We start from the raw sequence: 24,238 nt of genomic DNA, 5'->3' as shown, positions 1-24,238 counted from the left end.
GCCAAGTGCTTCGCCTCCGACGTCGCCATGGAGGTCACCACCGACGCCGTCCAGCTCCTCGGCGGCTACGGCTACACCCGCGACTACCCCGTCGAACGCATGATGCGCGACGCCAAGATCACCCAGATCTACGAAGGCACCAACCAGATCCAGCGCATCGTCATGGCCCGCAACCTCCCGTAACCAACCCCTCGTCGAAAGGAGACAGGCCGTGACCCTGAGGATCGCTGTCTGTGTGAAGTACGTGCCCGACGCGACCGGCGACCGCGGTTTCGCCGACGACCTGACCGTGGACCGCGACGAGGTCGACGGTCTGCTGTCGGAGCTCGACGAGTACGCCGTCGAGCAGGCCCTGAGGATCTCCGAAGAGGCCGACGACGCCGAGGTGACCGTCCTCACCGTCGGCCCGGACGACGCCAAGGACGCCCTGCGCAAGGCGCTGTCGATGGGCGCCGACAAGGCCGTCCACGTCAACGACGAGGCCATCCACGGCTCCGACGTCATCGCCACCTCCGCGGTCCTCGCCAAGGCCCTGGAGAAGACCGGCTTCGACCTGGTCGTCTGCGGCATGGCCTCGACCGACGGCACGATGGGCGTGCTGCCCGCGCTCCTCGCCGAGCGGCTGGACCTGCCGCAGGCGACGCTGCTGTCCGAGGTCTCGGTCGAGGACGGCCTCGTGAAGGGCCGCCGTGACGGCGACGCCGCCACGGAGCTCCTGGAGGCCCCGCTGCCGGCCGTCGTCTCGGTCACCGACCAGTCCGGCGAGGCCCGTTACCCCTCCTTCAAGGGGATCATGGCCGCCAAGAAGAAGCCGGTCGAGGAGCTGGAGCTCGACGACCTGGACATCGACGAGGACGAGGTCGGCCTGGCCGGCTCCTGGACCCTGGTCGAGTCGGCGGACGCCCGACCGGCCCGCACCCAGGGCACGATCGTCACGAACGAGGACGGTGACGGCGGCAAGCAGCTCGCCGCCTTCCTCGCCTCCCAGAAGTTCATCTGACCGACCGTCACCCCACCTCAGGAGCAAGGAATCATGGCTGAGATCCTGGTTCTCGTGGACCACGCCGACGGTGCGGTCCGCAAGCCGGCCCTCGAACTGCTCACCCTGGCCCGCCGCCTCGGCGAGCCGTCCGCGGTCGTGCTGGGCGCCGGCGAGGCCGCCGCCTCCGTCGCCGCCACCGCCGCCGAGTACGGCGCGGCCACCGTCTACGTGGCGGACGGCGCCGAGTTCACCGAGCGGCTCGTCGTCCCCAAGGTCGACGCGCTGACCCAGATCGCGAAGGAGAAGCAGCCGGCCGCCGTCCTGCTCACCTCCTCCGGCGAGGGCAAGGAGATCGCGGCCCGGGTCGCGCTCCGCCTCGGCTCCGGCCTCATCACCGACGCCGTCGAGCTGGAGGCCGGCGACGAGGGCCCGGTCGCCACGCAGTCGGTCTTCGCCGCCTCGTACACGGTGAAGTCCCGCGTCTCGCACGGCGTCCCGGTCATCACCGTCAAGCCGAACTCCGCCGCCCCGGAGGCCGCCCCGGCCGCCGGCACGGTCGAGAACGTCACCGTCGCCTTCACCGGCAACGCGGCGAAGGTCGTCTCCCGCACCGCGCGCGTCTCCACCGGCCGCCCGGAGCTGACCGAGTCCGCGATCGTGGTCTCCGGCGGCCGCGGCGTCGGCGCCGCCGAGGGCTTCGAGGTCGTCGAGAAGCTGGCCGACTCGCTCGGCGCGGCCGTCGGCGCCTCCCGCGCCGCGGTGGACGCCGGCTGGTACCCGCACTCCAACCAGGTCGGCCAGACCGGCAAGCAGGTCTCCCCGCAGCTGTACGTCGCCGCGGGCATCTCCGGCGCGATCCAGCACCGGGCCGGCATGCAGACGTCGAAGACGATCGTCGCGGTCAACAAGGACCCCGAGGCCCCGATCTTCGACCTGGTCGACTACGGCGTGGTCGGCGACCTCTTCGAGGTGCTGCCGCAGCTCACCGACGAGATCGGCGCGCGCTGACACCAGCGAAACGCGGAAGGGGGGTGGCACAGAGTGCCACCCCCCTTCCGCGTGGGTGCCGGTTCAGATCCAGCCGTCCAGCGGGACCTCCTCGCAGAGCCGGACGACCGGCCTGCGCCCGGTGTCGGCGGCGCGCGCGAGCTTGACCCGGACGCCCGGGCGCACGGCGTGCGGCGGCCCGTCGACCCGGCAGCGGACCACGAAGCCCTCGGCCATGTGGACCGGCCAGAGGTCCGCCTCCGCCGCGGTGTGGGCGCGGCGGACGGTGATGACGCCCTCGCCGTCGCTGAGTTGGGGCGCCAGGTCGGTCGACCCGCAGGTCGGACAGAGCAGGCGCTGGAAGGTGGTGGTGTGGCACCAGGCGCAGCGCTGGAAGTAGAGATCGGCGTCCTCGGCCGATTCCTCGGTCCGGGCGGCGCCGGGGGTCCTCAGTCCCGTGTGGAACACGATGCCTTCTCCTCGCACTCGGCGGCTCGACCGTGCATGGAGCCCCAAGATATGGCACTCAGTGCCAGCAAAGAAAGACCTGAGTTCCCTCAATTTGAGATACTGAGGACCCTCAGCTCTCGCCGAGGCTCGACTCGACCTCGCGCACCACGCGCCACATCGGGGTGGACCGCTTGGTGATGACGACGACCACGTCGTCGGTCCCCTCGGCGGAGGCCTCGCCGCCGGCGCCCGGGGCCGCGTCGGGGCTCCAGGTGGCGCGGACGAACTCCAGGGCGCGGTCGACCTCGTCCAGCGGATCGCCCTCGCCGCCCGAGCGCAGCCAGTGCCGCAGGGCGTGGTTGTGGGCGGCGACGACGGCCGCGGCGGCCACGTTGGCGCGCAGGGTGCCGTCCCTGCGGTCGGCCCAGCGGGTCCGCAGGTAGTCGCCGAGGGTCTTCTCGTACCGCCAGACGACGGAGAGCTCGTAGGCGCGCAGTCCCGCGACCTCGCGGGTGAGGCGGTAGCGCTGGACGGAGAAGGTGGGGTTCTCGGCGTACATCCGCATGACCAGGCGGGCGGCGCCGCAGACCCGGGTCATGGGGTCGTCGGTGTCGGCGCTCGCGGCGAGGAAGCGGGTCATGTCGTCGAGGCACTGGTCGTGGTCGGGGAAGACCACGTCCTCCTTCGACGGGAAGTAGCGGAAGAAGGAGCGGCGGCCGACCCCGGCGAGGGTGACGATGTCGTCGACGGTGGTCTGCTCGTAGCCCCGCTCCAGGAAGAGCTGGAAGGCCGCGGCGACGAGGGAGTCCCGCATCGCGGGCTTCGGGGGGTTCGGGGGGTTCGTCGCCGCTGCTGCCATGCCACGAACCTAACATCCGCACGCCCCTCGCGCGGCACTCGGTGCCGGAATTCCCCGGCACCGAGTGCTCTCAGGCGGGTTCGGGGGTCAGCGGGCGGTCATCCGCAGGGCGCCGTCCATCCGGATCGTCTCGCCGTTCAGGTAGTCGTGCTCGGCGACCATCGTGATCAGGCGGGCGTACTCCTCCGGCCGCGCGAGGCGCTGCGGGAAGGTGACGCTCGCGGCCAGCCCGGCCCGGACCTCCTCGGTGAAGCCGGCCATCATCGGGGTGTCCACGATGCCGGGGGCGACGGTGACGACCCGGATGCCGTACTGGGCGAGGTCGCGGGCGGCGGTGATGGTCATCCCGGCGACGCCGGCCTTGGAGGCGGCGTAGGCGATCTGCCCGACCTGGCCCTCGAAGGCGGCGATGGAGGCGGTGTTGACGACGAGACCGCGCTGCCCGTGCGCGTCGGGCTCGTGCCGGGCGATGGCCTCGGCGGCGAGCCGCATCACGTTGAACGTGCCGATCAGGTTGACGTCCACGACCGCGCGGAAGAGGTCGAGGTCGTGCGGGCCCTTGCGGCCCAGGACGCGGGCCGAGGGCGCGATCCCGGCGCAGTTGACCGCGAGCCGCAGCTCGGCCCCGTCGGCGTCGACGGCGGCGAGCGCGGCGCGGACCTGCTCCTCGTCGGTCACGTCCGCGGCGATCAGCCGGACGCCCTCGGGCACGTCCCCGGCGGCGGCGACGGCCTTGTCCAGGTCGAGGCCGTAGACCGCGGCGCCGCGGGCGGCGAGCGCGGCGGCGGTGGCGGCGCCGAGCCCGGAGGCGGCGCCGGTGACGAGAGCTGCGGAGCCGGCGATGTCCATGGAACTCCTCGTTCGTGTCGTGCGGGTGGCCCTGCCGGCGGGTTGGCCGCCGGGCCGGGGGCGCGTCCCCTCGGGGGACCGCGCGGTCCGCGCGGTCTGCGCCGCTCACCATAGAACCCGGTCCCGGGCCGTCGCGGGACGGGGGTCATCCGATCGGTGGACCCCGGGGTCCACCGATCCTCCCGCGGCCCGCAGCCGGTGCGCCGACCGCCGGGGCCCGGAGGCGGCCGGAGGATGGGGCGTCAGTCGATCTTTCATCCCCGACCTGTGGAGCGACAGCCCTATGAAGCACGTGAAGAAGGCCCACCGGACCCGTCTGATGACCGGTGGCGCGATCGTCGCCCTCGGCCTGGCCGGGGCCGGCGCCTACTCCGCGAGCGCCGGCGGCGAGGACACGGCGGCGGCCCCCGCGGCCGTCGCCGAGGCGAAGAGCGGGAACACCACCACCAGCACCCACCTCACCGTCGAGGCCGCCACCAAGGCCGCGCGGGCCGCCCTGGACGCCGCCGAGAAGGAGAACCAGCGCGTCTCCGTCGCCGTCGTCGACCGCAACGGCAACACGATCGTCACCCTCCGCGGCGACGGCGCCGGCCCGCAGTCCTACGAGTCCGCCGAGAAGAAGGCGTACACCGCCGTCTCCTGGAACGCCCCCACCACCGAGCTCGCCAAGCGCCTGGAGCAGGCCCCGAACCTCAAGGACATCCCCGGCACCCTCTTCCTCGGCGGCGGCGCCCCGGTCACGGCCGGGGGCGCCCCGGTCGCGGGCATCGGCGTGGCGGGCGCGCCCTCGGGCGACCTCGACGAGAAGTTCGCCCGCGCGGGCGTGGCGGCGCTGGGCCGGTAACCGGCCCGCGCGCACCGGCCCGGAGAACGCCGAACCCCGGTCCGCCTGAAACGGGGGAACACAGGCGAACCGGGGTGGCTGCCCCGAGCATACGCTCCAACTTGTTCAACACGAAATCACCACGGATATGTCAGGTCCACGGTGACCGCGGTGCCGGGCACCGGGCTGGCCCGGCACCGCGCCCCTCTGGGAAGATCGCCCCTCCAGTACCGCGAACTCGGGGGACCCGTGCACGACTTGCAGCCGGACGATCCGGTCACCATCGGCCCGTACCGCCTGTCGGCACGGCTCGGCGAGGGCGGCATGGGCCAGGTCTTCCTGGCCGTCTCCCGCAGCGGCCGGCGGCTCGCGGTGAAGGTGATCCGCCCCCAGATCGCCGCCGACCCGGGCTTCCGGGAGCGGTTCCGCCGGGAGGTGGCGGCGGCCAGGACCGTGGGCGGCTTCTGGACCGCGCCCCTCGTGGACGCCGACCCGGACGGGTCGGTGCCGTGGGTGGCCAGCGACTACATCGACGCGCCCGATCTGGCGGCGCTCGTACGGGAGCGGGGGCCGCTCCCCGAGGCGGCGGTGCGCTCCCTGGCCGCCGGCCTCGCCGAGGCCCTGGAGGCCGTCCACCGGGCCGGACTGGTCCACCGCGACCTGAAGCCCTCGAACATCCTGGTCACCGAGGACGGCCCCCGCGTCATCGACTTCGGCATCTCGAAGGCGGTGGAGGGGGCGACGGCCCTGACGGACACCGGCCTGGTCGTCGGCACCCCGGGCTTCATGAGCCCGGAGCAGGCGATGGGCGAGCCGGTGGCCCCGTCGAGCGACGTCTTCTCCCTGGGCGCGGTCCTGGCGTACGCCGCGACCGGCCGGGCCCCCTTCGGCGAGGGCCCCGTCCCCACGCTCCTCTACCGGGTCGTCCACGACGAGCCGGACCTGGACGGGGTGCCGCCGGGCCTGCGGCCGCTCGTCGCCGACTGCCTGGACAAGTCCCCGGACCTGCGCCCGACCCCCTCCGGGGTCCTGAACGTCCTGCTGGGCCCGGACGCCGCGGGCCGCCCGGCTCCGCCCCGGCCCCGTGCCGCCGGCCGCGCGGACGCGGAGGCCGCCGGGGCGCCGGGGCCGGCGGAGGCCACGGAGACGGCCGTACCCGACGGGACGGTGGAGGTGAGCGCGGGTCTGCTCGCGGAGCCGAGCAGGCGCTCGGACAACGGCGGCTGCCTCGTGTTCCTGGGCGGGCTCACCGTGCTGCCCGGCTCCGTGGTGGTCGCCCTGTTCGCCCCCTGGCTCGTGGCCGCCCTCGTCGCGGGGGTCGGCCTGGCCGTCTTCGTCGCCGGGGGCTTCCTCCTCTCCGGCCAGCCCACGGTGCGGCGCACGGTCACCCTGACCGGGGCCCATCTGCACTGCCGCTCCCAGCAGCGCGTCTGGTCCTCGGCGTGGCCGGACGTCGCGCGCGTCACCGTGCGGCCCGCCACGGAGGGCGCACGGGACGAGCGCCGCTGGCAGGTGGCGGCGACCCTGCGCAAGGGCGTGCCGGTGCCGACGGGCTTCGCGGGCAAGGGCGGGGAGGCCGCCATGAGGCTCGACTTCGACGCCTCCGAGGACCCCCGGCCGGCGCTCCGGGAGCTCGACGCCGCCCTGCGCCGGCACGCCGGGGAGCGCTACTCCCCGGACGCCGTCCTCACCGCCTACCTGGACCGGTGAAGCGGGGGCGTCGCGGAGCGCCGCACGGAGAGGTGACGGATTCGGCGGCGAGCCGCTTCCGGACAACGGCCCCCCGCCGGCGCACGACGGGGCCGCTCGCCGCCGCCAAGGCGCACCGGTCATCGGCGCCGCGCCCACTGATCCACCATGAGGAGAGCCCGAACCGGCCTGCCCCTGCCCGGGCTTCGGGCCCTGGACCCGCCCCGGGGCAGGCACCACGCGCGTCACAGCGGCGCGCGGCAGCAGAAACCCGCCGAGGAGACACCCGCATGAAGGTCAGCCGCAGCACCCTCGCCGCCGCCACGGCCGTGCTCGCCGTCGTCGCGCTCGCCGCCTGCGGCCCGGAGCCGGCCGACCCGGCGCCGACGCGGACCGCCACGACGCGGCCGGCCACGGAGCCCGCCACTCCGGAGCGGACCGAGGAGGCGCCGGCCACTCCGGAGCGAACCGAGGAGGCCCCCGCCACCCCGGAGCGGACCGAAGAGGCTCCGGCCGCCCAGACGGCCGAGGTCCCCGACGTCGTCGGCATGAACCACGCCGAGGCGCAGAGCCTGCTGCGCAGCCAGGGCTTCATGGTGAACGAGGAGGACGCCGGTCCGGAGGGACGCATGATCCTCAACAACTCCAACTGGAAGGTCTGCCGCCAGGACCCGCAGCCGGGCGCGACGGACGCCCTGCGCGTCGCGATCTACTCGGTCAAGCTCGACGAGTCCTGCTGACCTGACGATCCGGGACCGTCCTCGACCTGCTGCCGCTACTTCTCCGGCCGGGCCAGCCCCCGGCTGATCACCAGCCGCTGGATCTGGTTCGTGCCCTCGAAGATCTGCATGATCTTCGCTTCGCGCATGTAGCGCTCGACCGGGAAGTCGCGGGTGTAGCCGTAGCCGCCGAGGACCTGGACCGCGTCGGTGGTGACCTTCATGGCCGTGTCCGTGGCGATCAGCTTGGCGGCGCTGGCCTGGCGGCTGAAGGGGCGGCCGAGGTCGCGGCGGCGGGCGGCGTCGAGGTAGGTGGCGCGGGCCGCGTCGACGGCGGCGGCCATGTCGGCGAGGAGGAAGCCGAGGCCCTGGTGGTCGACGATCCGGCGGCCGAAGGTGGTGCGCTCGTTGGCGTAGTCGACGGCGGCGTCCAGGGCGGCCTGGGCGAGGCCGGTGGCGCAGGCGGCGATGCCGAGGCGGCCGTTGTCGAGGGCGCTGAAGGCGATCTGGAGGCCCTGGCCCTCGGCGCCGACGAGCCGGTCCTCCCCGATGAGGGCGCCGTCCCAGTAGGCCGAGGTGGTGGGGACCGCCTGGAGGCCCATCTTGCGCTCGGGGGCACCGAAGGAGAGGCCCTCGGTCTCGCCGGGGGCGAGGAAGCAGGAGATGCCGTGGCCGCCGGGAGCGGTGCGGGCGAAGAGGGCGTAGAAGCCGGCCCTGCCGCCGTGGGTGATCCACGCCTTGGTGCCGGTGATCCGGTAGCCGCTCCCGTCCTCCTGGCGCTCGGCCTTGCAGGCGAGGGCCGCGGCGTCCGAGCCGGCCTGGGGCTCGGAGAGGCTGTAGCCGCCGACGAGGCGGCCCTCCAGCATCGAGGGGAGCCAGCGCTCCTTCTGCGCCTCGGTGCCGAAGGCGTAGAGCGGGTGGCAGGCCAGCGTGTGGACGCTGGTGGCCACCGCGACGGCCGCCCAGCGGGCGGCCAGCTCCTCCAGGACCTGGAGGTAGACCTCGTACGGCTGGCCCCCGCCGCCGTACTCCTCGGGGTAGGCGAGGCCGAGCAGGCCGGCCCGGCCGAGCGTGGCGAAGAGACCCTCGGGATAGGTCTCGGCGGCCTCGTGCTCGTCCACCCGCGGCGAGAGCTCGTTGTCGGCGATCTCGCGGGTGAGGGCGATGAGGTCCGCCGCCTCGGGGGTGGGAAGCAGGCGGTCGACATCCATGGCGACTCCATCGGCGCGCAAAGTGGTACTTGGACGGGTACTCCAGTACCGCCAAAAATAGCGCACGGTTCGCCGGGGGACATCCCCCCGGCCGGGCGGCCCGGCATACTGTTCGGGTGATCGAGACCTCCGCCGCCGACGCCCCGAAGCTCACGGGCCGCGGAGCGGCACGCCGTTCCGCGCTCTTCGAGGAACTGGTCGCCCTGCTCGTCGGCGAGGGCTTCGCCCGGCTGACCCTCGACGACCTCGCGGCCCGGCTGCACTGCTCCAAGCGCACCCTGTACGGCCTGGCGGGCAGCAAGGAACAGCTGGTCAGAGCGGCCGTCGTGTACTTCTTCCGGCGCGCCACGACCCGGGTCGAGTCGGTCCTGGCCGCCGCGAACGGGCCGGCCGAGCGGCTCGCCGCCTATCTGCGGGCCGTCTCCGCCGAGCTGGCGCCGGTCTCCCCGCGGTTCTTCGACGACGTGGCCGCCTTCGAACCCGCCGCCGAGGTGTACGAGCGGAACACCCGGGCCGCCGCCGGCCGGATCAAGGAGATCATCGAGGAGGGCGTCGCCGCCGGCGTCTTCCGGGAGGTCCACGTGGCCTTCGCCGCCGACGTCATCTCCTCCGTGATGGTCCGCATCCAGCGCCGTCAGGTGGCCGGCGCCACCGGCCTCGCGGACGCCGAGGCGTACGACCAGCTGGCCGAGCTGCTGCTCAGCGGGCTGCGCCGGGCCTGAGGCGGCCGCCGGATGACCCGCCCGAGCCCCTCTCCCCGCCCGACGGACCACGACCGCGAGGTGCCCCAGTGACCAGACCGAACGGCCGGACCGTGCGGGACCTGCGGCGCGAGAACCGCACCGCGGTCCTCCGGCGGCTCTACTTCGACGGCCCGATGAGCCGCTTCTCGCTCGGCCCCGCCACCGGGCTCAGCTCCGGCTCGGTCAGCAACGTGGTCGCGGAGCTGGTCGCCGAGGGGCTCGTCGAGGAGGCCGGCAGCGTCGAGTCGGCGGGCGGACGCCCCCGGATCCTGCTGCGGGTCGCCCCCTCCGGCGGCCGCATGATCGGCGTCGACGTGGGCGAGACCCGCGTCCGGATCGAGCTCTTCGACCTCACCCTCACCGAACTCGCCCGCGCCGAACGCCCGCTGTCCCCCTCGGCGGAGGGCGGCGAGCGGTACGACGTCGGGGTCGTCGTCGACCACATCCGCGAGGGCATCGCCGAGGTGCTGCGCACCGCGGAGGTCCCCGCCGGGACGCTGCTCGGCGTCGGCGTCGGCGTCCCCGGCATCGTCGAGCACCCCCCGGCCGGGGGCTCCGGGGACGACGGCGGCGGGGCGGTCGTGCACGGCCAGACCATCGGCTGGGACGCGGTGCCCCTGGAACGGCTGCTGCGCGAGGCGGTCGACCTGCCGCCGGAGGTCCCGTACCGGATCGACAACGGCGCCCAGACCCTGGGCCAGGCCGAGATGTGGTTCGGCGCGGGCCGGGGCGCGGCCAGCGCGGTCGTGGTCCTCTTCGGCTCCGGCGTCGGCGCCTGCGTGACCACCGATCCGCTCGGCCCCGGCCGGGCGCTGGAGTGGGGCCATCTGAAGGTGCGGGTCCGGGGGCGCCGCTGCCGCTGCGGCGCCCGGGGCTGCCTGGAGGCGTACGCGGGGGCCGCCGCGCTGCTGGAACGGTGGCGGGAGGCGGGCGGGGAGCCGCCGGCCGGCGCCGGCGAGGAGGCCGCGCTCGCCGCGATGGCGGCGGCCGCCCGCCCCGCGGACGGCGGCGCGCCCGACCCGGCCGCGCTCGCCGTCCTGGAGGAGACCGCCGAGTACCTGGGCGCCGGTTTCGCCGACCTGATCAACCTCTTCCAGCCGGAGCGGATCCTCGTCGGCGGCTGGGCCGGTCTGCTGCTCGGGCCCCGCTTCCTGGCGGACGTCGAGGAGCACGCGCGCGCGTACGCGCTGGCGTACCCGGCGGCCCGGGTCGCCCTCGGCATGGGCACGCTCGGCCCGGACGCGGTCACCGTCGGCGCGGCGAGCCTCCCGCTGGCGGACTTCTTCGCCCGCGGCGGGCGCCGCGAGGAGCCCGGCCCCGTCGGGGAGGCCCCCGCCTGGGCGGAGACCGTCCGGGAGCGCACCGCGCGCTGAGCCCTCGGCCCGGGCCCGCACCGGCCTCAGGGCGCCACCCGGTCCTGGGCGTCCGGGGCGGGCGGCGCGACCCGGGTGACCAGGACCTCCCCGTCGGGGGTGGCCACGGCCAGGAAGCCCTCTTCCCTGAAGACGCTGAGCAGCGCGCGGTCGAGCACCGCCCGGATCCCGTCCATCCGGGCCAGCGCGGCGACCTCGGGGTCGTCGGCGTGTGCGGCGATGGTGGGCCTGAGCAGGGCGTCGGCGTGCCAGCCGACCCGGACGCCGTCGCCCCGGGCCTCGACGGTGAGGCCGCTCCCGGGTCCGTACCCCGCGGCGGCCAGCACGGCCTGTACGTCCCGGACCAGGCGGGTGTCCCTCACGGGCCCTCCTGTCGCCGGCCGGGCCCGCGGCCGTCCGCGGCCCTCACTCCGCGGTCCCGGGGAGCGGGAGGGGCCCGGCGGCCGGGGCGGGCGCGTGGGCGGTGAGCGGCACGCCGAGGCTCCGGCACATGCGGCCGGTCCGCCCGACGGCGCTGAGGGTGGCCGGCGCGGGCCGCTCCGACGGCAGGACGAGCCGGACGCGCCCCGGCCGGTGCGCCGCGACGAGCGCCTCGATCCGCAGGGCCGCCGCGGCCCGGGTGGTGACGTCCAGCTCCCGCAGGAGCTCGATCACGAGTACGTCGCCGTCCCTGCGGTGGGTCAGGAGCTCCGTCTCCTGCTCGCGCCCGCGCATGTCGCCTCCGGTCTCCGTGGCTCTGGGCTCCGGTCCCCGAGACCGCCTTCCCGCCCGGGGACGCTCCGGATGCGTGGCGGGAGGCGGCGACTCCATCCTCGGGGAAGACTCCGGGGTGTGACGTGCGGACGGGGCCGGTCGTTCGTCCGGCGGACAGGTCGTTTCGTGCGGCGGATGCCGGTACCGGGGACGGAAGGGGCGCGATGGAGACGTTCCGCTTCGACAGCGGGAGCCTGGACGAGACCGAGGCGTTCCTCTCGGAGGCGTACACGCCGATGCGGATCGGCGGGCGTCCCGAGGACGCCCGGGCCCGTGTGGTGCGCCGTGAGGCGGGCGGGCTGGTCTCGGACCGGCTGGAGTTCGGCTACACGATGGCGTACGACGCGGGCCGTCTGAACCGGATCTGCCTGGTGACCGTGCACGCCGGGAGCCTCGTCGACACGACCGGGGGCGGCGAGCGCCTGTTCGGGCCCGGGGAGACCTTTCTGCTGGCGCCGCCCGACCGGCCGTACCGGGGCCGGGTGCGCTCCGCCCGCTACACGATCACGATGTTCGACCCGGCCCTGCTCGCCGAGGCCGCGGGCACCGGCGGCGGCTTCCGCGGTCCGGTGCGGCTCACCGGACAGCGCGCGCTCGACGAGGCGGCCCGGCACCTGGCGGCGGTCGTCCTGACCGCGCTGCCCAGCACGGTCCTCGACGACGGGCCCGCGCCGCTGGACGGGCGGGACGCGCACAGCGACACGCTGCGCCGGGCCATGGCCTTCATCCAGGAGAACGCCCACCGGGACATCGGCCTCGCCGACATCGCGGCGGCGGTGCCCGTCACCCCCCGCGCCGTGCAGTACGCCTTCGCCCGGCACGCCGGCACCACCCCGCTCGCGCATCTCCGCCGGGTGCGGCTGGCCCGCGCGCACGAGGAGCTGCGGGCCGCGGACGCCGCGACGACCGTCGTGGCGGCGGTGGCGGCCCGCTGGGGCTTCGCCCACCCGGGGCGCTTCGCCGCCGCCCACCGGCGGGAGTACGGCACCTCGCCGTCCGAGGTCCTGCGCGGTGGCCGGCGCGCGGGGCCGGCCGGCTGAGCCGTCAGGCGACGGAGCCTATGCGGCCCGCCACCGGGGAGTCCGGGCCGTCGTGGTGGATCGGGGTGTGGGCGCCGGTGAGGGAGGCGCCGGTGCCGCCGCGGCGGTTGGCGACGATCTCGGCGCCGATCGACAGGGCGGTCTCCTCGGGGGTGCGGGCGCCGAGGTCGAGGCCGATCGGGGAGCGGAGGCGGGCGAGTTCGAGTTCGGTGACGCCGACCTCGCGGAGCCGCTTGTTCCGGTCCTCGTGGGTGCGGCGGGAGCCCATCGCGCCGACGTAGGCGACGGGAAGCTTCAGGGCGGCCTGGAGGAGGGGGACGTCGAACTTGGCGTCGTGGGTGAGCACGCACAGCACGGTCCGGGCGTCGACCTCCGTCGACTCCAGGTAGCGGTGGGGCCATTCGACGACGATCTCGTCGGCCTCGGGGAAGCGGAGCTTCGTCGCGAAGACCGGGCGGGCGTCGCAGACGGTGACGTGGTAGCCGAGGAACTTGCCGACCCGCACGAGGGCGGAGGCGAAGTCGATGGCGCCGAAGACGATCATGCGGGGGGCCGGGACGGAGGACTCGACCAGCAGGGTCAGCGGCTGCCCGCAGCGGCTGCCGTCCTCGCCGATCTCCACCGTGCCGGTGCGGCCGGCGTCGAGCAGCGCGCGGGCCTCGGCGGCGGCGGTGCGGTCCAGCTCGGGGTGGCCGCCGAGCCCCCCCTCGTACGAGCCGTCCGGGCGGACCAGGAGCGCCGCGCCGAGGAGGTCGCGGGGGCCGGAGACGATCCGGGCGAGGGCCGCCGCCTCCCCCGAGGCGGCGGCGGCCAGAGCGGCGGGGAAGACCCCGCCGCGGACCGGGGTGACGAGGATGTCGATGATGCCTCCGCAGGTCAGGCCGACCGCGAAGGCGTCCTCGTCGCTGTAGCCGAAGCGTTCGACGACGACCTCGCCGTCGTCGAGCGCCGTCCGGCACAGCTCGTACACCGCGCCCTCCACGCACCCTCCGGAGACCGAGCCGATCGCCGTGCCCTCGCCGTCGACGGCGAGCGCGGCGCCGGGCTGCCGGGGCGCGCTGCCGCCGACGGCCACCACGGTGGCCACGGCGAAGTCGCGTCCCTGCTCGACCCACCGGTGCAGCTCTTCGGCGATGTCCAGCATGTCGGTCTCCTTGGCTGTGGGAAGGGAGCGGACGGGCGTCAGCTGACGCCCAGCCAGCCCTCGATCGGGTGAAGGGCGAAGAACACGATGAAGATGGCGGTCAGGCACCACATGAACGCGCCGACCTCCCGTGCCTTGCCCTGCGCCACCTTGATGACGGTGTAGGCGATGACGCCGGCCGCGACGCCCGGGGTGATGCTGTAGGTGAACGGCATCAGGACGACGGTCAGGAAGACCGGGATGGCGACGGAGCTGTCGCCCCAGTTCACGTGCTTGGCGTTCATCATCATCATCGCGCCGATGACGACCAGGGCGGCGGAGCCGACCTCGCGGGGCACGATCTGGGTGATCGGGGTGAAGAAGAGGCAGGCCGCGAAGAACAGGCCGGTGATCACCGAGGAGAAGCCGGTGCGGGCGCCCTCGCCGACGCCGGTGGCGGACTCCACGAAGACGGTCTGGCCGGAGGCGCCGGAGACGCCGCCGATCGCGCCGCCCGCGCCGTCGATGAACAGCGCCTTGGACAGGCCGGGCATCCGGCCCTTGTCGTCGGCCAGGTTGGCCTCGGTGCCGACGCCGATGATGGTGGCCATGGCGTCGAAGAAGCCCGCGAGGACCAGGGTGAAGACGATGACGCCGACGGTGATGTAGCCGACGTCGCCCCAGCCGCCGAAGGAGACGTCGCCGAAGAGCGAGAAGTCCGGGGCGGAGACCGCGCTGCCCTTGAGCTCCGGGGCGCCGTTGGCCCAGGCGCCCGGGCCCTTGGCCGGGATGTCGGCGACGGCGTTGACGATCAGCGAGACGATCGTGCCGCCGACGATGCCGATGAGGATGGCGCCGGGGACCTTGCGGGCCTGGAGGGCGAAGATCGCGAGGAGGGTGACGGCGAAGATCAGGACGGGCCAGCCGACGAGTTCGCCGCCGGAGCCCATGGTGACGGGCGGGCCGAACTGCGGGCCGGCGCCGACGAAGCCGGCCTTGTTGAAGCCGATCAGGGCGATGAAGAGGCCGATGCCGATGGTGATGCCGTGCTTGAGCGGCAGCGGGATGGCGTTCATGATCATCTCGCGGAGGCCGGTGACCACCAGGAGACAGATCACCAGGCCGTAGACCACGCACATGCCCATGGCCTGCGGCCAGGTCATCTGGGGCACCACCTGGGTGGCCAGCACGCCGGAGACGCTGAGGCCGGCCGCGAGGACCAGCGGCACCTTGCCGACGAAGCCCATCAGCAGGGTGGTCACCGCCGCGGCGAGGGCGGTCGCCGTGATGACGGCGGAGGAGGCGAGGACGTGCTTGTCGACGTCGGGGCCGCCGAGGAGGATCGGGTTGAGCAGGAGGATGTACGCCATCGCCATGAAGGTGGTGACGCCACCGCGGATCTCCGTGCCGACGGAGGATCCTCTCTCCGAGATGTGAAAGTACCGGTCGAGCCAAGAACGTCCGGCGGGGTTGCGCGAGCCGGAGCCCGCGTCTTCCGCGGCGGTCTTGGGCTCCACAGACGACTGGGTCATGGGGCCTACTCCCAAGGTTCAAAGGGGCACCCGCATCAGATGTCGGACTCTGCCGTGGTTTCTGAGGATGGAAACGCGGGATTTGGGATATTTCGTTGGCTGCACGACCCGGGGGACGGCCCGAGGCGAACGGGATACTGCGGGTACTGCCGGTACTGCGGTACTGCGGTACTGCGGGGGTGTACGACTCCGGGCGGTGCGGGCGGGGGACGGTGTGACGTTCCTGGGAGGCGCACACCGCCCGGAGGGTCCTACAGGGTGCCGGTGAGCGCCTCGGGGCGGACCGGCGTCTTGTTGAGCTCCAGGCCCGTCGCCGCCCGGATCGCCGCGAGGACGGCCGGGGTGGACGACAGGGTGGGCGCCTCGCCGATGCCGCGCACGCCGTACGGCGCGTTCGGGTCGGCCAGTTCGAGGTAGTCGACCGGGATGGTCGGCGTGTCGAGGATGGTGGGGATCAGGTAGTCCGTGAAGGAGGGGTTGCGCACCTTCGCGGTCTTCGGGTCGACGATGATCTCCTCCATCACCGCGACGCCCAGGCCCTGGGTGGTGCCGCCCTGGATCTGGCCGACCACGGAGAGCGGGTTGACCGCCTTGCCGACGTCCTGCGCGCAGGCCAGCTCGATGACCTTGACGAGACCCAGCTCGGTGTCCACCTCGACCACCGCGCGGTGCGCCGCGAAGGCGTACTGCACGTGTCCGTTGCCCTGGCCGGTGACGAGGTCGAAGGCCTGGGTCGGACGGTGCCGCCACTCCTCCTCGATCTCGACGACCTGGTCCTCCAGGACGTCCGCGATGGTGGCGAGGGCCTCGCCGCCGTCGGTGACGACCTTGCCGCCCTCCAGGAGGAGTTCGGCGTTGGCCCACGCCGGGTGGTACGAGCCGAACTTGCGCCGGCCGATCTCCAGGACCTTCTCGCGGACGAGCTCGCAGGAGTTCTTGATGGCGCCGCCGGTCATGTACGTCTGGCGGCCCGCGGAGGTCGAACCGGCCGAGCCCACCTGGGTGTCGGCGGGGTGGATGGTGACCTGCTGGACGCCGAGCTCGGTGCGGGCGATCTGGGCGTGGATGGTGACGCCGCCCTGGCCGACCTCCGCCGCGGCGGTGTGGACGGTGGCGACGGCCTCGCCGTTGATGACCTCGATGCGGATCCTGGCGGTCGAGTAGTCGTCGAAGCCCTCGGAGAAGCCGACGTTCTTGATGCCGACGGCGTAGCCGACGCCGCGCACGACGCCCTCGCCGTGCGAGGTGTTGGACAGGCCGCCCGGCAGCGCGCGGACGTCCGCGCCCTCGCCGGCGGTCTCCCACTGGCGCTCCGGCGGCATCGGGCGGGCCTTGACCCGGCGCAGCAGCTCGGCGACCGGGGCGGGCGAGTCCACGACCTGGCCGGTCGGCATGATCGTGCCCTGCTCCATGGCGTTGAGCTGGCGCAGCTCCACCGGGTCCATGCCCAGCTTCGCCGCGAGCTTGTCCATCTGGGCCTCGTAGGCGAAGCACGCCTGGACCGCGCCGAAGCCGCGCATGGCGCCGCAGGGCGGGTTGTTGGTGTAGAGGCCGATCGCCTCGATCTCCACGTCCTCGACGACGTAGGGGCCGATCGAGAGGGAGGAGGCGTTGCCGACGACCGAGGCCGTGGAGGAGGCGTACGCGCCGCCGTCGAGCACGATCCTGCACTTGACGTGCGTGAGCTTGCCGTCCTTGGTGGCGCCGTGCTCGTACCAGAGCTTCGCCGGGTGGCGGTGGACGTGCCCGAAGAAGGACTCGTACCGGTTGTAGACCATCTTGACCGGCTTGCCGGTGCGCAGGGCGAGGATCGAGGCGAGGATCTGCATGGAGATGTCCTCGCGGCCGCCGAAGGCGCCGCCGACACCGGCCATGGTCATCCGGACCTTCTCCTCGGGCAGGCCCAGGCAGGGGGCGATCTGCTTGAGGTCCGAGTGCAGCCACTGGGTGGCGACGTAGAGGTCGACGCCGCCGTCCTCCGCGGGCACGGCGAGGCCGGACTCGGGGCCGAGGAAGGCCTGGTCCTGCATGCCGAAGGTGTACTCGCCGGTGACGATCACGTCGGCGCGCTTCGCGGCCTCGGCGGCGTCGCCGCGGATGATCGGCTGGCGGTGCACGATGTTGGGGTGCGGGACGTGGCCGGAGTGGTGGTCGTCGCGGTTCTCGTGCACCAGGATCGCGTCCGGGGCGAGGGCGGAGGCCTCGTCCGTGATGACCGGGAGCTCCCGGTACTCGATCTTGATCTTGGCGGCGGCGCGGCGGGCGGTCTCCGGGTGGTCGGCGGCCACGAGGGCGACCGGCTCGCCGTGGTGGCGGACCTTGCCGTAGGCGAGGACCGGGGTGTCCTGGAACTCCATGCCGTAGTTCTTCGCGGCCGGCAGGTCCTCGTGGGTCAGCACGGCGTAGACGCCGTCCATCGTGAGGGCCTCGGTGGTGTCGATGGACACGATCTCGGCGTGCGCGACGGTGGAGCGCAGGATCTGGCCCCACAGCATGTCCTCGTGCCACATGTCCGAGGAGTAGGCGAACTCGCCGGTGACCTTGAGGGTGCCGTCCGGGCGGAGCGTGGACTCGCCGATGCCGCCCTTGACGTGGTTCTGGGTGACGTCGGTGGGCGTGCCCACCGGCGCGGTACGGGTGTTCTGAGCCATCGTCAGACCGCCTCTCCCTGACGCTCCTGGCGCGCGGCCGCGAGGCGGACCGCGTCGAGGATCTTCTCGTAACCGGTGCAGCGGCAGAGGTTGCCGGAGAGCGCCTCGCGGATGTCCGCGTCCGTCGGGGACGGGTTACGCTCCAGCATCTCGTCGGCCGCGACGAGCAGACCGGGGGTGCAGAAACCGCACTGGACCGCGCCGGCGTCGATGAACGCCTGCTGGATCGGGGAGAGTTCGACGCCCTCACCGGTCTGCGAGTCCTGGGCGGGCTTGGCCTGCCACCGCTTGGCCTCGTCGAGGCCGGTGCCGCAGCCGCCGGTGCCGCAGGCACCGCCCGGGTGGGCGTCCTCGCGGTGCTGGGCGTAGTCGGCCAGGCCCTCGACGGTGACGACCTCGCGGCCCTCGACCTGACCGGCGGCGACCAGACACGAACACACCGGCACGCCGTCGAGGCGGACCGTGCAGGAGCCGCACTCGCCCTGCTCGCACGCGTTCTTGGAGCCGGGCAGGCCCAGGCGCTCGCGCAGAACGTAGAGGAGGGACTCGCCCTCCCAGACGTCGTCGGCTTCCTGCGGACGACCGTTGACCGTGAAATTGACGCGCATGGTTATGCAGCTCCCTCAAGCGTGCGGCCGGCGCCGCGGTACTGCTCCCACGTCCAGCCGAGCTGGCGGCGAGCCATGATGCCGACGGCGTGGCGCCGGTACTTGGCGGTGCCCCGGACGTCGTCGATCGGGTTGGCGGCGGCCGAGCACAGGTCGGCGAACTGCTTCGCGATCGAGGGGGTGATGATCTTCCCGTTGTCCCAGAAGCCGCCCTCCTCCAGCGCCGCGTTCAGGAAAGCCTCGGCCTCCTTGGCGCGGATCGGGGTGGGTGCGGCCGAACCGATGCCGGTGCGCACGGTCCGGGTCTCCGGGTGGAGCGCCAGGCCGAAGGCGCAGACCGCGATGACCATCGCGTTGCGGGTGCCGACCTTGGAGTACTGCTGGGGGCCGTCCGCCTTCTTGACGTGGACGGTCTTGATGAGCTCGTCGGGCTGGAGCGCGTTGCGCTTCACGCCCGTGTAGAACTCGTCGATCGGGATGAAGCGGCTGCCCCGGACCGACTCGACCTCGACCTCGGCGCCGGCGGCGAGGAGGGCGGGGTGGGCGTCACCGGCCGGGGAGGCGGTGCCGAGGTTGCCGCCGACACCGCCGCGGTTGCGGATCTGCGGGGAGGCGACCGTGTGGGAGGCGAGTGCCAGGCCCGGCAGCTCGGCCCGCAGGTTCTCCATGATCTGCGTGTACGGAACGGAAGCGCCGAGCCGGACGTTCTCCTCGCCGACCTCCCACTCGCGCAGCAGCTCGACGCGGTTCAGGTCCAGCAGGTACTCGGGGCGCCGGTGGTCGAAATTGATCTCGACCATGACGTCGGTACCGCCGGCGATGGGCACGGCTGTGGGGTGCTCGGCCTTGGCGGCGAGCGCCTCCTCCCAGCTGGCGGGGCGAAGGAAGTCCATGGTGGCTCTCTTCTAGTGATTCTGGTGGGGGTCGGACGTCTGGGCCCTGGGGGACGTTCGGCCCTCGACTTCGGAGTTCATGTCCTGTTCACGCGGTGTGTGGCCTAGTACACAAGCCACGATGGCCGGGGTGTAGCCACCGAAAACATGAAGGAGTTGGCCGGTGCCCGGGCACGTCTTGTAGATTCGAACGAAAGACGGGGAACGGATACCTCGCCGTTTCCCCCCGGAAACGGCGGCACCCCCTACCCGTCCCCACCGTCGAATACTCGACAACCCCACCACCCACTCCCCACTCGAAGGAACGGCGGCGACACGATGCGGCTGCGCGCACTGCTGGAGAACGACGCGCTCGGGCTGCGCCTGCTGGGCGGCGAGGACGAGCTGGACCGCTCCGTCCGCGGCGTGATGACCACGGACCTCAAGGATCCCAGCCGGTACCTGTCCGGCGGCGAGCTGGTCCTCACCGGCCTGGCCTGGCTGCGGGAGCCCGCCGACGCCGAGCCCTTCGTGCGGATCCTCGGCCAGGCCGGGGTCGCCGCGCTGGCGGCGGGCGAGGCCGAGCTGGGCGACATCCCGGACGATCTCGTGGAGGCGTGTTCGCGCCACCGGCTGCCGCTCTTCGCGGTCAACGAATCGGTTGCGTTCGCGACGATCACCGAGCACGTCGTTCGACAGGTCTCCGGCGAGCGGGCCGGCGACCTGGCCGCCGTCGTGGACCGGCACCGGCGGCTGATGACCTCCGGACCGGCGGGCGGCGGCCCCGAGGCCGTCCTGGACCTGCTCGGCTCCGACCTGGACCTGCGCGCCTGGGTCCTCTCCCCCACCGGCCGGCAGATCGCGGGCGCCGGCGAACCGCTGGACCCTGCCCTGGCCGCCGGCCTCGCGGGCGAGCACCTGGCGGCCACCCGGACCGGCCGGCGCGGCCCGCACCGGCTGACCGTGCACGGCACCGCGTACTCGCTCTTCCCGATCCGCAACACCGGCAGGGCCTCCGGGCCCGCCTCCCGGGACGTCCGCGAGACGGTCCTGTCCGACTGGCTGCTGGCCGTCGAGGCCGACGCCGGGGACTGGCCGGCCGCCCGGCTCGACCTGCTCCAGGGCGTCACCCAGCTGATCTCCGTCGAGCGCGACCGGCGCGACGCGGCCCGCACGGTGCGCCGCCGGCTCGCCCAGGAGGTCCTGGAGCTGGTGCAGACGGGCGCCGCGCCGGCCGAGATCGCGGCCCGGCTGCGGGTCGCCGCCCCGGTGCTGCTGCCCGGCCTGGGCGCGGCCCCGCACTGGCAGGTCGTCGTGGCCCGCGTCGAGTGGGACCAGGACGGCGGCCAGGCCCCGGTGGAGCCGGGGCCGGTCACCCAGGCGCTCCTGGAGGAGATCCTGGTCGACCCGGCGACCGTCGGCGCCGAGTCCGCCGACCGGATCGCCGTGGCCCACACCGGCGACGAGGCCATCGCGCTGGTGCCGCTGGCCGCCGGACCGCTGCCGGAGAGCGAGGACGACGGCCCCGCGCCCGCCCTCGGCCTGCACGCGGACGCCCTGCTCGCGGCGGTACGGGCCCCGCTCTCGGCCGGCCTCGCCGACGACGGGCGGCTCACGCTGGGCGTCAGCGCCGCCGTGCACTCGGCGGAGGGCCTGCGCGGCGCCCTGGAGGAGGCCCGGCACGCCCGCCGGGTGGCCGCGGCCCGCCCCGGCCGGGTCTGCGCGGCCGGGCACCACGAGCTGGCCTCGCACGTCCTGCTGCTGCCCTTCGTCCCGGACGACGTGCGGCGCGCCTTCACGGCCCGGCTCCTCGACCCGCTGCGGGACTACGACCGGCGCCACCGGGCGGAGCTGATCCCGACCCTGGAGGCGTTCCTGGACTGCGACGGCTCCTGGACGCGCTGCGCGACCCGGCTGCACCTGCACGTGAACACGCTGCGCTACCGGGTCGGCCGGATCGAGCAGCTGACCGGCCGGGACCTCTCCCGCCTGGAGGACAAGCTCGACTTCTTCCTCGCCCTGCGGATGAGCTGACGTCCCGGGAGGCCCTCTCCGCCACGCCCCGCCGGGCCCTCTCCGCACCCCGTCCGTACCCCGTCCGCGTTCCGGCGGGGCGCCCGGCCGGGCTCCGGGCGGGTGCGGAATTCACTCCTTCGGTTGAGTCCGAAGGAGTGGGAAAGGAGCCCCCGGACCACCCCTCCGGCGTCTCCCGGCGAAGCGCCCCCCTCCCTGATCACCGCCGTGATCACGGGCCCCGGCGCCCTCCGGAGCCCCGTCGGACCCGGTTCCGGCGGGGCGTCACACCCGCCCCCCGGCTTTGTGAAATTTTTCACCCGACCCCTTGGCCGGGTACGGCCGTTCGTGCTGAGATGCCGTCCTACTCAACAGCTCGATGGCGCGCTCGGGGAGGGCAATGTGGCGGACACCGCCATGTCTGGTTCCGAATCAGGGGGCGGCGGAAGTCCGTCCCTCGCCCACGGCAAGGAGACTCCGGTGGAGACCGCCATATGGCGGCTCCGCTCCCGCGGCTGCTGGGCCGACGCGGCGGCGCTGCTCGCCCCCCGCGCCCACGAACCGGCCGCCGCGCTCGAACGGGCGGCGCTGCTGATCGAGCGCTGCCTCTACACCGAACAGGGCTGGGCCGAGGCCGAGGAGGCGCTGCGCGCCGCCGAGGCGGTCGCGAGCAGCGACGAGGAGCGCGGGGCGGCGGCCTGCGAACGCGGCTATCTCGCCTACGCCTCCACCCTGTTGGGCGTGCGGGACCGCGCCGACGAGGCCCGGATGGCGCTCGGCCGCGCGGCGGCCCTGATCGCCCCCTCCGAGCCGGGCCGTCCGCTGCTCGACTACCGGCGCGGGCTGATCGCCCAGAACCTCGGCGACTCCCCGCAGGCGGCACGCGCCGCGTACCGCCGGGCGCACGCCGGCGCCACCGCGCAGGGCGACTCGCTGCTGCTCTCCTCCACCTGGCGCCATCTCGCCGGACTCGCGCTGCGCGAGGGCGAGCTGGCGGAGGCCCGGCACGGCTTCGCCGAATCGCTGCGGATCCGCGAGGAGTTGGGCTATCTGGTCGGTACGGCCCCGGCGCTCACCGCGCTGGCCGACACGGAGACGGAGCCGGAGGCGGGCCGGCTGCGCGCCGAGGCCCGCAGGCTCTTCCGCCTCCTCGGCGGCGTACCGACCTGGCTGGCCGGGCAGTTGACGCCCCGGACGGCCATGTGACACCGGCCTGACGCGCCACCCCGCACGCGGTGCGCGTGGCGTGGCCCGGTGGCCGCGAACCGCCGGGCCCTCCTCCGGGACGGGCCGTCAGTTTCCGTACGGCTCCAGGCAGATGAGGCTCTCGTCGGTGCCGACGAGGAGCGCCCCGGTGGCGGTGACCGCGACCGCGCGGACCGCGGGGCCCGGGCAAAAGGCCCGGCGCCGGCCGCCCTCCGGAGGAATCAGCTCGACCCGGCCGTCGGCCCAGGCGACCGCGACGAGCGGACCGCCGGGGGCGGGGGCGGCGTGCAGGGCGACGACCGGCGCCCGGCGCTCCGCGAGCGGTTCGGTGACCGGGGCGCGGCCCGGGGTCCAGAGCCGTACGGTGCCGTCGGCGCCGCCCGAGCAGACGAAGGGGGCCTCCGACTCCACGGCGGTCACGGCGGTGACCCGGCCGCTGTGCGGGGCGGCCTGGTGCAGTCCGGTGACCCCGAAGGCGTGGACCGAGCCGAGCCGGTCCCCCACCACCACCGAGCCCGCGATCGCCGCGAGCGCCGTGCCGGGATGCCGGGACAGGGTGGTGGAGACGGCGTCGGTGAGCCGTTCCAGATACGGCGGGCGGGGCGCCGTGCCCCGCACCGTGTGCAGCCGGCCCCGCTCGTCGAGCAGCAGCACCGTCCCGTCGGCGGTCGGCGCGAGGGCGGTGATCCGGCCCTGGACCCGGTGGGCGAGCCGGCCCTCGACGGAGGCGTCGGCCTCCCGCAGCAGCCGGACGGTGCCGGTGCGGTCGCCCACCAGCAGCAGACCGGCCGAGGGCCCGCCGGCCGTCGCGCCCAGCACCCCGACCGGCCCGGGCCACGGCGGGGTCACGTCGCCCCGGTGCCGGGCCCAGCGCACCCGCCACGGCGCGGGGTCCGCCTGCCCGGCGAGCGCGGGCCGCAGCCGGGGGTCGGCGGCGTCGCCGAGGGCGGTGAGCAGCACCAGGGCCCGGTCGGCCGGGCCGTCCGCCGCGCACAGCGCCTGCCCGGCCCGCAGCCACGCGTCGCGCAGTCCGCCGTGGTCGTCGGCGGGGGCCGCCGCGTATCCGGTGGTGACGAGGAGGGGGTCGGCGGCGCAGACGGCGACCGGGTCGGAGAGGTCGGGGAGCGCCGGCGGCGGCGGCAGCGGGCCGGGGCCCGCGTCCCCGTCGAGGTCGACCACGGTGGTGCGGGCGGCCCTGGGGGCCCGGGTGCCGGTGCGGGTCTCCACCACGAGGCGGATCCGGCCGGTCTCGGCGAGCCCGGCGAGCAGGTCGGCCACGGCGTCCGGTTCGGCGGCGGCGTGCAGGTCGGTGAGGAGCAGCACGGTCCGGCCGGTGCGGCGGGCCTCGCTGGTGGCGAGCGCGGGGCCGAGGTCGGCCGGGGTGCGGGCGACCACGCCCAGGCGGTTCGCGAGCGTCCAGGCCACGCCGAGCACGCCCTGGCCGGCGAGCGGGACGAGGATCCGCTCGGTGCGGCCCCGGCCGCGCCGGCCCCGGGTCGCGTGGCCGGCGAGCCAGCCGAGGAGGGCGGTCTTGCCGCTGCCGGGGGCGCCGGTGACCAGGCACAGCCGGGGCGCCTCGGGGTCGGTGAGCCAGCCGAGGAGTGCGGCGGCCCCGCGTTCCGCGCCGGTGCGGTTCGCCCCCCGTTCGAGCGGCGCCGGGGGCCTGGGGGAGGGTCGGCGCCGGTCCGCGGGGGACGGGGTCGCGGACGGCATGGGGCACCTCACGGGCGACGCGGTACGTACGAACGTCTGTCG

Annotated in this window: 23 protein-coding genes; 11 read left to right on the top strand and 12 right to left on the bottom strand. The window is 74.4% G+C overall.

Annotated elements, in window-relative coordinates; genetic code table 11:
- The 3 genes from ACFW6A_RS27200 to ACFW6A_RS27190 all read left to right on the top strand — a co-directional run.
- The coding region (locus ACFW6A_RS27200) for an acyl-CoA dehydrogenase family protein (protein ID WP_351854426.1) at positions 1-183 on the top strand (183 nt) is incomplete at its 5' end.
- Between the two features lie 28 nt (positions 184-211).
- Entirely contained in the window at positions 212-1,000 is a 789-nt protein-coding gene (locus tag ACFW6A_RS27195; RefSeq protein ID WP_351854429.1) for an electron transfer flavoprotein subunit beta/FixA family protein, read from the top strand.
- 33 nt (positions 1,001-1,033) lie between these two features.
- Positions 1,034-1,990, top strand: coding sequence for an electron transfer flavoprotein subunit alpha/FixB family protein (locus tag ACFW6A_RS27190; RefSeq protein ID WP_351854432.1), 957 nt, complete (start codon positions 1,034-1,036; stop codon positions 1,988-1,990).
- Between the two features lie 63 nt (positions 1,991-2,053).
- Here the strand turns inward: ACFW6A_RS27190 and ACFW6A_RS27185 are convergent, their stop codons facing one another.
- The 3 genes from ACFW6A_RS27185 to ACFW6A_RS27175 all read right to left on the bottom strand — a co-directional run bounded on the left by ACFW6A_RS27185 (position 2,054) and on the right by ACFW6A_RS27175 (position 4,127).
- A complete protein-coding gene (locus ACFW6A_RS27185) occupies positions 2,054-2,437 on the bottom strand; it encodes a zinc ribbon domain-containing protein (RefSeq protein WP_351854434.1) in 384 nt (127 codons plus the stop codon).
- A gap of 112 nt (positions 2,438-2,549) precedes the next feature.
- Complete coding sequence (locus ACFW6A_RS27180) at positions 2,550-3,278, bottom strand: TetR family transcriptional regulator (RefSeq protein ID WP_351854436.1); 729 nt, start codon at positions 3,276-3,278, stop codon at positions 2,550-2,552.
- A gap of 87 nt (positions 3,279-3,365) precedes the next feature.
- Entirely contained in the window at positions 3,366-4,127 is a 762-nt protein-coding gene (locus tag ACFW6A_RS27175; RefSeq protein ID WP_351854439.1) for an SDR family NAD(P)-dependent oxidoreductase, read from the bottom strand.
- 283 nt (positions 4,128-4,410) lie between these two features.
- On the opposite strand from ACFW6A_RS27175, the gene ACFW6A_RS27170 reads away from it, so the two are divergent.
- The 3 genes from ACFW6A_RS27170 to ACFW6A_RS27160 all read left to right on the top strand — a co-directional run bounded on the left by ACFW6A_RS27170 (position 4,411) and on the right by ACFW6A_RS27160 (position 7,379).
- The gene (locus tag ACFW6A_RS27170) at positions 4,411-4,971 is read left to right on the top strand and encodes a heme-binding protein (RefSeq protein WP_351854441.1); all 561 of its coding nucleotides are present in this window, start codon (positions 4,411-4,413) and stop codon (positions 4,969-4,971) included.
- Positions 4,972-5,199: 228 nt separating this feature from the next.
- Positions 5,200-6,660 carry a serine/threonine-protein kinase gene (locus ACFW6A_RS27165; RefSeq protein ID WP_386643558.1) on the top strand — a complete coding sequence of 487 codons (1,461 nt, stop codon included), beginning with the start codon at positions 5,200-5,202 and terminating at the stop codon, positions 6,658-6,660.
- Positions 6,661-6,929: 269 nt separating this feature from the next.
- Positions 6,930-7,379, top strand: coding sequence for a PASTA domain-containing protein (locus ACFW6A_RS27160; protein ID WP_386483258.1), 450 nt, complete (start codon positions 6,930-6,932; stop codon positions 7,377-7,379).
- Positions 7,380-7,414: 35 nt separating this feature from the next.
- Here ACFW6A_RS27160 and ACFW6A_RS27155 read toward each other — a convergent pair whose 3' ends face one another.
- Positions 7,415-8,569 (bottom strand): acyl-CoA dehydrogenase family protein, encoded by a 1,155-nt coding sequence (locus ACFW6A_RS27155; protein ID WP_351854449.1) that lies wholly within the window; start codon positions 8,567-8,569, stop codon positions 7,415-7,417.
- A gap of 116 nt (positions 8,570-8,685) precedes the next feature.
- Between ACFW6A_RS27155 and ACFW6A_RS27150 the strand changes: the two genes are divergently transcribed.
- Positions 8,686-9,291 (top strand): TetR/AcrR family transcriptional regulator, encoded by a 606-nt coding sequence (locus ACFW6A_RS27150; RefSeq protein WP_351854451.1) that lies wholly within the window; start codon positions 8,686-8,688, stop codon positions 9,289-9,291.
- Between the two features lie 68 nt (positions 9,292-9,359).
- Positions 9,360-10,685, top strand: a complete 1,326-nt coding sequence (locus ACFW6A_RS27145; protein ID WP_351854454.1) for an ROK family transcriptional regulator — start codon at positions 9,360-9,362, stop codon at positions 10,683-10,685.
- A 26-nt stretch (positions 10,686-10,711) separates the two neighbouring features.
- Here ACFW6A_RS27145 and ACFW6A_RS27140 read toward each other — a convergent pair whose 3' ends face one another.
- Together ACFW6A_RS27140 and ACFW6A_RS27135 are read right to left on the bottom strand one after the other, a co-directional pair.
- Entirely contained in the window at positions 10,712-11,047 is a 336-nt protein-coding gene (locus ACFW6A_RS27140; protein ID WP_351854456.1) for a hypothetical protein, read from the bottom strand.
- Positions 11,048-11,090: 43 nt separating this feature from the next.
- Positions 11,091-11,399 (bottom strand): hypothetical protein, encoded by a 309-nt coding sequence (locus ACFW6A_RS27135; protein ID WP_351854458.1) that lies wholly within the window; start codon positions 11,397-11,399, stop codon positions 11,091-11,093.
- Positions 11,400-11,602: 203 nt separating this feature from the next.
- Between ACFW6A_RS27135 and ACFW6A_RS27130 the strand changes: the two genes are divergently transcribed.
- Positions 11,603-12,478, top strand: a complete 876-nt coding sequence (locus ACFW6A_RS27130; protein WP_386643553.1) for a helix-turn-helix transcriptional regulator — start codon at positions 11,603-11,605, stop codon at positions 12,476-12,478.
- A gap of 4 nt (positions 12,479-12,482) precedes the next feature.
- Here the strand turns inward: ACFW6A_RS27130 and ACFW6A_RS27125 are convergent, their stop codons facing one another.
- The 5 genes from ACFW6A_RS27125 to ACFW6A_RS27105 form a co-directional block, all read right to left on the bottom strand.
- Positions 12,483-13,622 (bottom strand): XdhC/CoxI family protein, encoded by a 1,140-nt coding sequence (locus ACFW6A_RS27125; protein WP_351854463.1) that lies wholly within the window; start codon positions 13,620-13,622, stop codon positions 12,483-12,485.
- Between the two features lie 38 nt (positions 13,623-13,660).
- Positions 13,661-15,133: an NCS2 family permease gene (locus tag ACFW6A_RS27120; RefSeq protein WP_351854465.1), complete on the bottom strand. Its 1,473-nt coding sequence runs from the start codon at positions 15,131-15,133 to the stop codon at positions 13,661-13,663.
- 251 nt (positions 15,134-15,384) lie between these two features.
- A complete protein-coding gene (pucD, locus tag ACFW6A_RS27115) occupies positions 15,385-17,784 on the bottom strand; it encodes a xanthine dehydrogenase subunit D (protein WP_386643549.1) in 2,400 nt (799 codons plus the stop codon).
- A 2-nt stretch (positions 17,785-17,786) separates the two neighbouring features.
- Positions 17,787-18,392 (bottom strand): (2Fe-2S)-binding protein, encoded by a 606-nt coding sequence (locus ACFW6A_RS27110; RefSeq protein WP_351854470.1) that lies wholly within the window; start codon positions 18,390-18,392, stop codon positions 17,787-17,789.
- A 2-nt stretch (positions 18,393-18,394) separates the two neighbouring features.
- Positions 18,395-19,285: a xanthine dehydrogenase family protein subunit M gene (locus ACFW6A_RS27105; protein ID WP_043231124.1), complete on the bottom strand. Its 891-nt coding sequence runs from the start codon at positions 19,283-19,285 to the stop codon at positions 18,395-18,397.
- A 318-nt stretch (positions 19,286-19,603) separates the two neighbouring features.
- On the opposite strand from ACFW6A_RS27105, the gene ACFW6A_RS27100 reads away from it, so the two are divergent.
- Both ACFW6A_RS27100 and ACFW6A_RS27095 read left to right on the top strand, forming a co-directional pair.
- Positions 19,604-21,298, top strand: a complete 1,695-nt coding sequence (locus ACFW6A_RS27100) for a PucR family transcriptional regulator ligand-binding domain-containing protein (protein WP_351854473.1) — start codon at positions 19,604-19,606, stop codon at positions 21,296-21,298.
- 381 nt (positions 21,299-21,679) lie between these two features.
- On the top strand, positions 21,680-22,483 hold the full coding sequence (locus ACFW6A_RS27095; RefSeq protein WP_386485095.1) for a hypothetical protein: 804 nt from the start codon (positions 21,680-21,682) through the stop codon (positions 22,481-22,483).
- 87 nt (positions 22,484-22,570) lie between these two features.
- On the opposite strand, the gene ACFW6A_RS27090 is transcribed toward ACFW6A_RS27095, so the two are convergent.
- Positions 22,571-24,196 carry a WD40 repeat domain-containing protein gene (locus tag ACFW6A_RS27090; protein ID WP_351854478.1) on the bottom strand — a complete coding sequence of 542 codons (1,626 nt, stop codon included), beginning with the start codon at positions 24,194-24,196 and terminating at the stop codon, positions 22,571-22,573.
- Positions 24,197-24,238 lie beyond the last annotated feature (42 nt).

Origin of the sequence: Streptomyces sp. NPDC058758, assembly GCF_042746075.1 — a bacterium.
GTDB lineage: Bacteria > Actinomycetota > Actinomycetes > Streptomycetales > Streptomycetaceae > Streptomyces.
The sequence above is the reverse complement of the archived record's forward strand: the minus strand, read 5'-3'. Positions and strand labels throughout refer to the sequence as shown.